Origin of the sequence: Oerskovia gallyi (genome assembly GCF_014836745.1) — a bacterium.
In the GTDB taxonomy this organism is placed as follows: Bacteria; Actinomycetota; Actinomycetes; order Actinomycetales; family Cellulomonadaceae; genus Oerskovia; species Oerskovia paurometabola.
Map to the genome: position 1 here is coordinate 268678 of NZ_JACSQE010000003.1, position 11855 is coordinate 280532.

Annotated in this window: 12 protein-coding genes and 1 riboswitch; of the genes, 8 read left to right on the forward strand and 4 right to left on the reverse strand. The window is 74.3% G+C overall.

The genetic code is table 11. From position 1 onward, the window contains the following. A partial coding sequence (locus tag H9640_RS19015) for an ABC transporter ATP-binding protein (protein WP_318243658.1) occupies positions 1–1144 on the reverse strand: 1144 nt, incomplete at its 3' end. A 55-nt stretch (positions 1145–1199) separates the two neighbouring features. Here H9640_RS19015 and H9640_RS05355 point away from each other — a divergent pair. The 3 genes from H9640_RS05355 (at position 1200) to H9640_RS05365 (ending at position 2532) form a co-directional block, all read left to right on the forward strand. Further along, positions 1200–1883 (forward strand): TetR/AcrR family transcriptional regulator, encoded by a 684-nt coding sequence (locus tag H9640_RS05355; RefSeq protein ID WP_318243659.1) that lies wholly within the window; start codon positions 1200–1202, stop codon positions 1881–1883. Next, a complete protein-coding gene (locus tag H9640_RS05360) occupies positions 1880–2068 on the forward strand; it encodes a hypothetical protein (protein WP_191789664.1) in 189 nt (62 codons plus the stop codon). Before H9640_RS05355 ends, H9640_RS05360 begins: the two co-directional genes overlap by 4 nt. 191 nt (positions 2069–2259) lie before the next feature. Beyond that, entirely contained in the window at positions 2260–2532 is a 273-nt protein-coding gene (locus H9640_RS05365; protein ID WP_191789665.1) for a hypothetical protein, read from the forward strand. Positions 2533–2585: 53 nt separating this feature from the next. Here H9640_RS05365 and H9640_RS05370 read toward each other — a convergent pair whose 3' ends face one another. Together H9640_RS05370 and H9640_RS05375 are read right to left on the reverse strand one after the other, a co-directional pair. Beyond that, a complete protein-coding gene (locus tag H9640_RS05370) occupies positions 2586–5222 on the reverse strand; it encodes a polynucleotide kinase-phosphatase (RefSeq protein ID WP_191789666.1) in 2637 nt (878 codons plus the stop codon). Further along, entirely contained in the window at positions 5219–6712 is a 1494-nt protein-coding gene (locus H9640_RS05375) for a 3' terminal RNA ribose 2'-O-methyltransferase Hen1 (protein ID WP_191789667.1), read from the reverse strand. The genes H9640_RS05370 and H9640_RS05375 overlap by 4 nt, the downstream gene beginning before the upstream one ends. A gap of 109 nt (positions 6713–6821) precedes the next feature. Here H9640_RS05375 and H9640_RS05380 point away from each other — a divergent pair, with 109 nt between their 5' ends. The 4 genes from H9640_RS05380 to H9640_RS05395 all read left to right on the forward strand — a co-directional run bounded on the left by H9640_RS05380 (position 6822) and on the right by H9640_RS05395 (position 9988). Then, positions 6822–8003 (forward strand): class I SAM-dependent methyltransferase, encoded by a 1182-nt coding sequence (locus tag H9640_RS05380; RefSeq protein ID WP_191789668.1) that lies wholly within the window; start codon positions 6822–6824, stop codon positions 8001–8003. A gap of 71 nt (positions 8004–8074) precedes the next feature. Further along, a complete protein-coding gene (locus H9640_RS05385; RefSeq protein ID WP_318243660.1) occupies positions 8075–8626 on the forward strand; it encodes a GNAT family N-acetyltransferase in 552 nt (183 codons plus the stop codon). 39 nt (positions 8627–8665) lie between these two features. Next, complete coding sequence (locus H9640_RS05390) at positions 8666–9313, forward strand: DUF1684 domain-containing protein (RefSeq protein WP_191789669.1); 648 nt, start codon at positions 8666–8668, stop codon at positions 9311–9313. A gap of 66 nt (positions 9314–9379) precedes the next feature. Beyond that, complete coding sequence (locus H9640_RS05395; RefSeq protein WP_191789670.1) at positions 9380–9988, forward strand: hypothetical protein; 609 nt, start codon at positions 9380–9382, stop codon at positions 9986–9988. 18 nt (positions 9989–10006) lie between these two features. Here the strand turns inward: H9640_RS05395 and H9640_RS05400 are convergent, their stop codons facing one another. Continuing rightward, entirely contained in the window at positions 10007–10594 is a 588-nt protein-coding gene (locus H9640_RS05400; RefSeq protein ID WP_191789671.1) for a hypothetical protein, read from the reverse strand. Between the two features lie 168 nt (positions 10595–10762). On the opposite strand from H9640_RS05400, the gene H9640_RS05405 reads away from it, so the two are divergent. Further along, entirely contained in the window at positions 10763–11539 is a 777-nt protein-coding gene (locus H9640_RS05405; RefSeq protein ID WP_191789672.1) for a TetR/AcrR family transcriptional regulator, read from the forward strand. An 89-nt stretch (positions 11540–11628) separates the two neighbouring features. Next, positions 11629–11754: riboswitch (FMN riboswitch) on the forward strand. Positions 11755–11855 lie beyond the last annotated feature (101 nt).

An 11855-nucleotide genomic window follows, 5' to 3' on the forward strand; every position in this document is an offset into this window, starting at 1 on the left:
CCCCCCCCCCCCCCCCCCCCCCCCCCCCCCGGCGGCTCCCCGCGGCGTCTCGCCCGGGTGCACCGGAGGTGCGCTCGGGCTCCTCCGTCTCGATGGCCTCGACCTCGCGGATGCGGCCCGCGGCCGCGATGCCGGCCTGGAGCTCGGTGACGTTCTGCGTGAGGGTCGTGACGGGGTCGACGATCTGGAACGCGTAGAGCAGGAACGCGACGAGGCTCGAGACCGCGAGGAGCCCCTGGTCGACGCGCCACGCCCCGAGCGCGAGGATCACGATGATCGCGAGCTGGATGCCGCCGCCCGCGATGGTCCACGCGACGGCCCCGGTGCGCACCGCCTTGAGGTTGTAGCGCGCGGAGTCCTGGGCGTCGGCCACGACGCGGTCGATCTGCCGCTCCTCGGCGCGGCTCGCCTTGATGGTCCGCAGGGCCCGCAGGCCACCCTCGAGGACGCCGCCGAGCCTGCCGAGCGACTCCTGCGCCTGCTCCTGGGCCTTGGCGATCCGGGGCATGAGGACCCCGACGAGGACGCCGATGACGACGATCGCGGCGAGCGTCGTCCCGAGGAGGACCATGTCGAGCACGGCCATGAGGACGACCGTGCCGACCAGGCTCACGACACCGTTGACGAGGCTCACGATGCTCGACGACGCGGCCTCGCGCAGCAGGACCGTGTCCGACGTGACCCGTGTGACGAGCTCGCCCGTGGGCCGTGACCCGAGCGCACCGACCTTGGCCCGGAAGAAGCGGCGGACCATCGAGGTGCGGGCGTCGAGCACGACGCGCTCGGCGAGCGCGCCCAGCAGGATCCACTGCCACATGCCCAGGACCAGGCCCACGACGAGCAGACCGACCAGCAGGCTCACCGCGGGGACGAGCGAGGCGCCGGTGCCCAGGGTGTCGAGGACCGACTTGGTGACCATGGGGGTCGCGAGGCTCGCGGCCGTGGTGCCGAGCCCCAGCGCGAGTCCCGCCGCGAGCGTCCTGCGGTGAGGGGTGACGAACGTCCAGAGGATCTTGAGACGCGGCAGGAGCGGGCCCTTGGGTTCCGTCGGCTCGTCCTGCGTGGGTTCGGTCGCCTGGGCTGTCGGGGGGTGCGGCGGGGTCGTCGGCGCGGGGTCGGTGTCGGCCATGATCCAGTGGAGCACGGGTGTCCCATTTTAGACAAGAGCCGTCCCATCGGGTCACGGCTACGCTGAGCACGTGACAGCAAGCGACACCGCCGCCGTGCGGGGCGAGGCGAGCACCGGCGCTGCGCCCGACGCCCCCGCCACGGGCGCGCGCGCCCGGACGCGGCGCGCGATCCTCGACGCCGCGGTCTCCGTGTTCAGCGCGAACCCGGCGGCTTCCCTCGGGGAGGTCGCCCAGGCCGCGCAGGTCGGTCGCAGCACGCTGCACCGCTACTTCCCCGAACGCGCCGACCTCATGCGCGCCGTCGGCGACGAGGCCCTCGACCGCACACGCGCCGCGATCCGCGCCGCGCGGCTCGACGACGGCGGCCCCGCAGCCGCCCTGCGCCGCCTCGTCGTCGAGTACTTCGACCTCGGTCCCTGGTACATGCTGCTGTTCGCCGACCCGCTGCTCGCCGACGACGCGGAGTTCTGGCGCAAGAGCGACACCGCCGAGGCACCCGTCCGCGACCTGTTCGAGCGCGGGCAACGAGACGGCGTGTTCGACCCGACCCTCACGATCTCGTGGGACCAGCGCACGCTGTGGTGGACCCTGTTCAATGCCTGGTCGGTCATGACCGAGGACTGCACGTCGCGCAGCGACGCGCTGCGCATGGCGGTCCGCAGCATCGAGGGCGTCGTGCTCGCGCCCTCCTCGCCCTCCCCTGCCCCACCCCCCGCCCCAGCGAGCCGCACCGAGAAGCCGAGGACCGCATGAAGACCATCCGCTGGGCGAGCCTGCTGACCGTGCTCGGTTGCGTCGTCGTGGGGCTCGTGAGCCTGTTCTCGCTGCTCCGCGGCCGCACGTGGGCCTGGTTCCCGCTGCTCGTCGCCGTCGCGGTAGGCTTCCGCGAGATCCGCTACCTGCAGCGCATCGACCACCAGCGCAACGCCCCGCGCTGACCCTGCGCCCCGGCTCAGGGGCCTCCCGGAAGGGATGTCCCCCATCCGACGGGCGCCCGTCATCCTCCGGGAGGACGAGGCCCCCGCCGAGGATGGGTCGGAGGGCCGATGTGCCCGCACCTCCTCCCCGAAGAGACTGGTAGCACGCCCCGCGACAGCGAGGGCGGCCAACTTTTCCTGGGGAGGAAGCCATGACCACACAGGTCACGACCTCGACGCCGATCCGCGTCGCACTCCGCGGCCACGACACGACGGCCCGCCGCGCGCGCTCGTCGGCTCGCCCTGCGGGCTCCTCCCCCACCTCACGGCCCGACGGCGGAGCGCCCCGCCCGCAGGAACGTCGCCCCGGTGCGTCGTCGGACCCGTCCGAGCGGGCGAACGGCTGGCTCGTCGCCGGCTCGGTCCTCGTGGCCATCGCGCTGTTCTCGGCGCTCGCGCTGAGCTCGTTCTCGACGCTGGGCTGACCGGCGACACCCGTCAGGACGGGCGTGACCTCGAGGTCACGCCCGTCCTGACGCTAGAGCCGAGGGTCGACCGGCTCCGACTCGAGCGCGAGGACCGCGAAGACGGCCTCGTGCACGCGCCACAGCGGCTCGCCCGTGACCACGCGCTCGACCGCCTCGAGCCCCAGCGCGTACTCGCGCAGCGCGAGCGACTGCTTGCGCCCCAGCGAACGGACGCGCAACCGCTCCAGGTGCTGCTCCTGGGTGTACTCGGGGCCGTAGATGATCCGCAGGTACTCGCGGCCGCGGACCTTGAGCCCCGGCTGGACGAGTCCCTTGGGGCCGCGCACCAGGTTCGCGAGGGGCTTGACGACCATCCCCTCCCCGCCGGCCCCGGTCATCTCCTCCCACCAGCGGACACCCTCGGCGCGCGATGCGTCGTCCGCGAGGTCGACCACGAGGCGTCGCGTCGTGCGGAAGAGCACGGGGTCGGCCTCGACGAGCCGGTCGGCGATCCCCAGGTGCCACAGGTGGTCGCGGGTCGCGTAGGTCGCACCGGTCGGCTCGCCCACCACGCCCGACCCGCTCGCGAGCACCTGGAACGGCGCGAGCTGCACGCCGTCGAGACCGTCGACGGGCCAGCGGTAGCGCCGGTACGCCTGTGTGTACCGCTCGGTGTCCTCGGCGCGCGAGGCCGTGCGCGCCCGCAGGTCCTCGACGTCCACGCCGCGGGCCACGGCCGCGTCGAGCGCCGCGAGCGCCGCGGGCATGACGGCCCGGGCCGCGGCCCCGACGCTCGCGTACTGGTCGCGGATGAGCTGGTCGGCCTTCGCGGACCAGGGCAGGACCTCGGCGTCGAGCAGGAGCCAGTCGGCACCCAGCTCGTCCCACACCCCGGCCCCGTCGAGGGCCTTCGCGACGTGCTCGAGAAGAGCCTCCGCCGTCGGGCCGGAGAAGAGCGGACGGCCCGTGCGCGTGTGCGCGACCCCGCGCCCGCCCGGCTGCACGTCGACCCCGAAGCGCCGGGCCGACGCGCCGTACGCCTCGCGGCACACGAGCACCACGGCGCGCGAGCCCATGTGCTTCTCCTCGCACACGACCTGCCCGACGGCGTCGCCCGCGTACGCCGCGAACGCGTCCTCGGGGTGCTCGAGGTAGCCGGGGCGCTGCGACGTCGCGACGGGGCTCATGGTCGGCGGCAGGTACAGCAGCGCGCGCGGGTCGGTCGCGAACCTGCTCATGACCTCCAGGGCCCCGGCGGCGTTCTCCTCGGGGATCGTGATGCGCCCCCGCGTGCCCGTGACGACCGACCGGCGGCCGAGCACGTCGGTCACGTCGAGGACGTCGGGGTCGCGCTGCGGGCGAGCGGCCCCCTCGGCCTCCCCCGAGCCCTCCGCCGGCAGGAACGGCCGCGCCGGCTCGTAGTAAACCTGGGCCGCGGGCACCGACACGAGCTCCTTCTCCGGGTACCGCAGCGCGGAGAGCTTCCCACCGAAGACGCACCCCGTGTCGAGGCACATCGTGTTGTTGACCCACTCGGCCTCGGGCGTGGGCGTGTGCCCGTAGAGCACCGTCGCCCGGCCGCGGTACTCGTTCGCCCACGGGTAGCGCACGGGCAGCCCGAACTCGTCGGTCTCCCCCGTCGTGTCCCCGTAGAGCGCGAAGCTGCGCACCCGGCCCGACGCGCGCCCGTGGTACGACTCCTTGAGCCCGGCGTGCGCGACCACGAGCCGCCCGCCGTCCAGCACCAGGTGCGAGACGAGGTCGCGGCAGAACGTCTCGACGTCCTGGCGGAACTCCTCGGGCTCGTCGGCGAGCTGCGCGAGCGTCGTCTCCAGCCCGTGGCTGACGGTCACGTTGCGCCCCGAGAGCGCGCGCACGAGCTTGTGCTCGTGGTTGCCGGGGACGGCGAGCGCGTGCCCCGCCCGAACCATGCCCATCACGAGGCGCAGCACGCCCGGCGAGTCGGGCCCGCGGTCGACGAGGTCGCCCAGGAACAGCGCACGGCGACCCTCGGGGTGGGCGGCGTCGACCGGGCGGCCGGCGTCGTCGCGCTCGATCACGTAGCCGAGCTCGCCCAGCAGGGTCTCGAGCTCGGCGCGGCAGCCGTGCACGTCGCCGATCGCGTCGAACGGCCCGGTCTGGTCGCGGAGGTCGTTCAGCAGGGGCTCGCGGGAGATCGTGGCGCGGGCGATCTCGTCGACGCCGCGCAGCACGTGGACCTTGCGGAAGCCCTCGCGGCTCAAGGACTTGAGCGACGACCGCAGCGCCTGGCGCTGACGCTTGACGACGTAGTCGCCGAAGTCGCGGTCGGGGCGGGACCGGTTGCGCTCGATCGCGACGGACTCGGGCACGTCGAGCACGATCGCGACGGGCAGGACGTCGTGCGCCCGCGCGAGCGCGACGAGGCTCTTGCGCGCTGCGGACTGGACGTTGGTCGCGTCGACGACGGTCAGGTGCCCGGCCTCCAGGCGCTTGCTCACGATCGTCCCGAGCACCTCGAACGCCGCGGCCGTGGCCGACTGGTCGTTGACGTCCCCCGAGACGAGTCCCCGGCAGAAGTCCGACGAGACGGCCTCGAACGGCGCGAAGCGCTCGCGCGCGAACGTCGACTTGCCGGACCCGGACACGCCGACGAGCACCACGAGCGAGAGCTCGGGCACGGTCAGGACGCGGGGTTCCCCGCTGGTCACGTGCTGCTCGGTGGTCATGCCCCTGCCTCCGCCGATCGTACGAACAGCGCCATCTGCGTCGGTGCGCCCAAGGCGCTCGGCCCCACGTCCTGCGGCCCGACGTCACGGAACGTCACGGCGTACCCGTGGCGGTGCGCGACGCCGTCGGCCCACGCCCCGAGCTCGGCGCGCGTCCACTCGAAGCGGTGGTCCGCGTGCCGGTGCCCGTGCTCCCCCAGGGACGGGTACAGCGCGTTGTACTCGACGTTGGGCGTCGTCACGACAACCGCCCCTGGACGCGCCTCGGCGAACACGACCCGTTCGAGCGCGCCCAGGCGCGGCGGGTCGACGTGCTCGATCACCTCCATGAGCACCGCGGCGTCGAAGCCCGCGATCCGCTCGTCGCGGTACGTGAGCGAGGACTGCACGAGCCGCACGCGCTCACGCTCGGCGTCGCTCGCGTCCTCCAGGCGCAGCCGGGTCGCGGCCTTCTCGAGCTCGCGCGCGGCGACGTCGGTGCCGAGCACACGCGTGAAGCGGCGGTCGGCGGCGAGCAGCCGCAGGAGGGCGCCCTCGCCGCACCCGAGGTCGACGACGCTGCGCGCCCCGACCTCGTGCAGGGCCGCGACCACGGCCTCGGCGCGCTGCCGGGCGAGCGTGGGCGTCGTGGTCCCGACGGCGTCGCTCCCCGCGGCGGGGACGTCGCCCTCGGCGGGGGTCCCCACGGCCTCGGCGTCGGCGGGCAGCGGGCCGCCGTCGAGCGTCACGAGCCGGTCGGTCGCGTCCTCGACGTACCGGCGCTGGTGCGCGAGGTAGCGGCGCATGATCTGGTCCCGCTCGGGGTGCTCGGCGAGCCATCCCTCGCCCGCGCGCAGCAGCTTGTCGACCTCGTCGCCCGTGACCCAGTAGTGCTTGGCGTCGTCGAGCACGGGCAGCAGGACGTACAGGTGGTGCAGGGCGTCGGCGAGGCGGACCGTGCCGCTCAGGCGCAGGTCGACGTAGCGCGAGTCGCCCCACTCGGGCACGGTCGGGTCGAGCGGCTCGGGCATCGCCTCGACGGTCCAGCCCAGGGGTTCGAACAGGCGCTCGGCGAGCCCCGCACCGCCCCGGCAGGGCAGCGCGGGGACGTGGATCTCGAGCGGGATCGGGCCGTCTGCGAGCGCCTGCCGCGAGTCGCAGCGTCCGGTCATCGCGGTACGGAACACGGCACCGAGCGCGACCGCGAGCATCGAGGACGCGGCGTAGGGGCGGTCGTTGACGTACTGGGCCAGGGAGAAGGCGTCGCGGCCGCCGAACCGCTTGTTGCGCACGATCCCCACGGGGTCGACCTCGAGCAGCAGCGCGACCGTGCAGCGGGCGGCGTCGGCCTCGGGGTAGAAGACGTGCGCCGTGCCGACGGGGAGGTCGAACGACTGTGCCCGCGCAGGGTGTTTGTGCAGCAGGTACCCGAGGTCGGTCGCGTCCAGAAGGGCTGCGTGCTCGACGGACCCGGCCGGCGCACCGGCGGTCGTCGTGAGGGTGACCAGCATGCTGTGCATGGTCCCACGGGGGCACAACGGATTTACGCTGGAGGTGGTCCGTGCGTCCGCGCGTCGACGACGACCGCGAGCGCCGCGTCCTCGACGGACGGAGCATCCCATGTCCACGACACCGCAGGTCCCGGTCGGCGGTGCCGGCAGCCCCGGTAGCCCCGGTGGCCCGACGGGCGAGGGTCCGGGAGCCGAGGAGTTCGCCGAGCGGTTGTTCGCGTCGTCCCTCGGCGCCCTCGACGTCTTCTCGGTGTACCTCGGCGACCGGCTGGGCTGGTACCGGGCGCTCGCGGCCGACGGCCCCGCGACCTCGGCCGAGCTGGCCGCCAGGACGGGCACGCAGGAGCGCTACGCGCGCGAGTGGCTGGAGGGTCAGGCGGTCGCGGGGATCCTCACGGTCGCGGCGCCCGACGCACGTGGACCCGGGGACGACGCTCCGGCGTCGGGCACGCCGGACGGCGCCGCACGGCGCTACGCCCTGCAGGCGGGGCCCGCCGAGGTGCTGACGGACGAGCACAGCCTCGCGTACCTGGCGCCGCTCCCCCGCCTGTTCGCGGCCGTGGGGCGCACGTTCGACGAGCTCCTGGACGCGTACCGCGACGGCGGCGGGGTGTCGTGGGGGCGGCTCGGCGCCGACGCGCGCGAGGCGCAGGCCGACCTGAACCGCCCGTGGTTCGAGCGCGAGCTCGCGGGCGCGCTCGGCCGCGTCCCGGACCTGCACGCGATCCTGTCCCGACCTGATGCCCGGGTCGCGGACGTGGGGTGCGGGGCGGGGTGGTCGACGGTCGCGCTCGCCCGCGCCTACCCGCAGGCGCGGCTCGACGGGTACGACCTCGACGCCCCGTCGGTCGACATGGCTCGCGCGAACGCGCAGGCCGCGGGCGTCGCGGACCGGGTGGCTTTCCACGTCGCGGACGCGGCGACCCTGCCCGCGGACGTGCTGCTCGACGCGGCCTTCGCGTTCGAGTGCACGCACGACATGCCGCGCCCCGTCGAGGTCCTGTCGGCGGTCCGGCGGGCCGTCCTGCCCGACGGCGCCGTGGTGGTCATGGACGAGGCCGTCGCCGACGAGTTCGTCGCGCCGGGCGACGAGGTCGAACGGCTCATGTACGGGTTCAGCCAGTTCGTGTGCCTGCCGGACGGCCTGTCGTCGTCGCCCTCGGTCGGCACGGGCACGGTCATGCGGCCCGCGACGCTCGAGCGGTACGCGCTCGACGCCGGGTTCGAGCGCGTCGAGGTCCTGCCGGTCGAGGGGTTCAGCTTCTTCCGGTTCTACCGGCTGCACCACTGAGCGGCCACCGAGAGCACGCCCCCTGGCGCAGGCTCGGCGCTCGTCCGCTCGGGCTCCAGTATGTTCGTTCCGTGACCACAGCACCCGACCTCTTCGAGCTGCGTCCTGGGCTCCAGGACGACGTCGAGCAGTGCCTGGGGGTGTGGATCGAGGCGAGTGCCGCCCGCGACGGGCGCCGAGTCGAGGGCGTCGCTGCTCGCGCCCGCGGGAAGTTCGACCAGAGCGTCGCGTGGACGGTCGCGACGGACGGCGTGGGCGACGTCGTCGGGTTCGCCGTGGGGACGCGTCCGGGCAGCGGACTGGCGAGCGACCCACCCGGAGCCCCGGTGCTCGGCCTGCTCGCGGTCGATCCCCGCGCCCAGGGTGCGGGCCTCGGCCGCCGGCTTCTCCGTGACGTCACCGGACTGCTCGCTCGACAGGGCTACTCTCGCGCCGTGCTCCACGTCCTGACGGACAACGTCGGCGCGGTCAGCCTCTACGAGCGGCACGGCTGGGTTCCTCGGGGAGACCCGGTCGAGCACGCCCTGCTACGACGCGACTCGCAGACCTACGTGCGTGACCTGACGCGAGCGGACCATCACGACGGGGCGGACGCCTCGACCCCGACAGGCCCCCGCGCCTGACGAGGTGCTGGTGGACGTCCCGGCTGGCACCCTGGCCAGATGATCACCGAGCTGCACGTCGTCGACTGGCGCCGCCGCGTCCAGCACCTGTACGCGCACGTCCGCGACCTGGCCGTCGAGGACCCCGCAGCGGCGCACGAGTACTGGGTCGCGTCGCGCGACGCCCTGCTGGCCGAGCACCCGGCGTCGCCGATCCTGCCCGCGGACCGGCCCGCCTTCACCGGGGTTCCGGTCGGCCCGTACGACGCCGCGATGCGCTTCGAGGTGCCGCTCGTGCCCGACCCCGCGCGCGGCACCCCCGACGCCGCCCGCCTCGACGTCCCCACGGGCACCGACGGCGTGGTGCCGTTCGAGCGCGTCGGGCGCCTCGACCTCCCGGGCCTGGGGTCGCTCGACGTGTGGGCGCTGCGCTCGTACGGCGGCGGGCTGTTCGTGCCGGTCAAGGACCGGTCGACCGCGACGTACGGCGGCGGTCGCTACCTGCTGGACACGATCAAGGGCGCGGACCTCGGGTCCGCGTCGTCCCGTCCGGGGCCCGACGGCGACGCTCCCCTGGTCGTCGACCTCAACTTCGCGTACAACCCGTCGTGCGCGTACGACCCGGCCTGGGCGTGCCCGCTCGCGCCGCCCGGGAACACGCTCGCGGTCGAGCTGGCGTGCGGGGAGCTGGTGCGGGCCAAGGGCTAGCTGCCACCCTGTCTGCTCGACGGGGTCACGCACACCCACGGCGCGACCTGTGGAAAGGTCCTCGTCGTGACCAGCATCCCGGACGAGCGTCCGCTCCGTGTCCCCTTCCTCGACCGCGCGGGGGTCGAGGCTCTCGCCGCGATCGGGGTCGTCGTCCCCGCCCCGGACGCCGTGTGGGTCTCGGGGCGAGCCCGTTTCGCTCCCGGGGTCGTGCTCCACCCGACGGTCGTCGTGGAGTGCGACGGCACGTCGAGCGTGACCGTGAGCGAGGGAGCCGTGCTCCACCCCGGCACCCGGATCAGCGCGACGAACGGCGCCTCGGTCCGGGTCGGGGCCCGCACGACGCTCGGCCCGGGCGGCTGCACCCTCGTGGCCGACGGCGAGGAGCTGCACGTCGGTGCCGACGGCCGGTACCGCATGGCGCTCCTGCTCGGGCCGGGCACGTACGGCGACGGCTGCCAGGTCCTCGGACCGATCGAGGCCCGCGCCTGCACGCTCGAGGGCGGTCAGCCGGGCGACGCCCCCGACGTCGCCTCGCGCGGCGCCCTGCTCAAGGGGGCCGGGCGCGCGGCGGGCATCACGCTGCGCCGAGGTCAGGTCGTCAACGGCGCGGGCGACTTCCGCCGCGCACCGGTGGAGGATCAGACGGCCTACCACCCTGTCGGCCCCTTGTGACACGCGGCCCGGTCACCGTCAGTGGAGCAGCGACTTCAACCCGATGATCAGCAGCCCGAACGCACCCGCGATCACCGTCTCGAGCGTCAACGCCCACCCCCGCACACCGGCCCGGTGCGACGCGAGGTGCCCGACCACCCCCAGCATCAGCACCGTGAACCACAGTGCGACCAGGGCGGCGTCGGCCACCCCCAGCCGGAGCACGCGCCCGACGAGGAAGACCACGAGCGCCGGGACCCCGCCGATCAGGACCCACACCTCCTCCGACGACGCCAGCCTCAGACGCTGAATGATCGAGTGGTCAGCGTCGCGGAACCGGCCCCCCAGCGCCGACACGTAGACGTGCGCCGCCCAGTAGATGATCAGGACGCCCGCGACCGCGAGGACCACGAAGTCGCTCGATGCGTCGTGCGTGCTCGACACCGCGAGCATGAACCCCGCGACGATGGCCCCGTAGAGGAAGTCCGCCGGGCCACCGCGCGAGAACCGCTCGCTCCACGCGTCCCGCTGGGCGTGGTGGTCGACGCTCTTCCACGAGCGCGCCGCGCTGTCGCCGCCCGGGGCGCGTCCCTCGTCGCCCGTCCCGGCCTCGTCGCCGTCCGTCATCCGCGTCGCCTCCCGGTCGTCCCCGCCTGCCGCCGCCTCTCTCGTCACTGTAGCGACGCCGTCGGGCCCCCCGCGCGGCGACCGACCGGGGACCACCTGACGAACGCAGCGCGCCCACCGTCCCTCGTCGCTCCTCCCCGGCCGCGCACGCCGTGTAGCGTCCCGTCCATGAGTGCCGCACGAAGCAACACGCACGCGCAGGCGGTGGACGCGGCGATCGAGCTGTTCACCCGCAAGGGCTACGAGCAGACGACCGTCGAGGACATCGCCGACGCCGCACAGATCAGCCGGGCCACGTTCTTCCGCCGTTTCCGATCCAAGGAGGACGTGGTCTTCGCGGACCACGAGCTGCTGCTCGACGCCGTCGTGGTCCTGCTCGGCGAGACCCGTCCCGCGGCGCGCGGGGTGACCCCCGAGGAGCTCGAGAACGTCGACCCGTACGTCGAGGTGTGCAAGGCCGCGCGGCTCGTGTTCGACCACCACGTGGGCCAGCGCGAGACGTCGGTCGCGCGGCACCGCCTGCTGCAGGACGTGCCCGCGCTGCGCGACCGCGAGCTCGTGACGACGCACCGCTACGAGCGCGCGTTCACGTCCTACCTGCGCGACTCGCTGCCCGCGGACACCCGCAACTCGACCGCGTCGGTCGCGTTCGCGGCGTCGGTCGTCGCGGTGCACAACGCGATCCTGCGGCGCTGGCTGCGCGACCCCGACCAGGACCTGCGCCCCGAGCTCGAGGAGGCGTTCGCGGACCTGCGCCGCGCGGCCCGCAACCCCGCCGGCCCGACGACGGAGCCCACCCCCGCACCCACGTCGCCTGCGCGCGGCTCGGGGGACGCCCTCGCGCGGTCGGGTGACGCGTCGGGCCGCAGAGTCGTCGTGACCGTGCTCGACGGCGACGCCGACCCCGACGAGGTCGCCCGCGCGGTCCGCGACGCGCTCGCCTGAACACGTCGGGACGAGCCCTGGGCGCCCTGACGGGCCCGGGAATGCGCGAGTAGCATCAGAGGTTGCAGCACACAGCAAGCAGTACGCACGAACGTGCTCCGGGGTCGGTGCAATTCCGAGCCGGCGGTGACAGTCCGCGACCCGCGCCCACGCGCGGTTGACCTGGTGGAACTCCAGGACCGACGGTGAAAGTCCGGATGGGAGGAAGCACGTGCGGCACGGCCGTCCCGGCCGGGCCGGGCAGACGATCCGTCGAGCCCGCCCCCGACCAGCGGGACCGGCCTGGCCGTGGTGAGCGACGCCGTCGGGCAGCCCG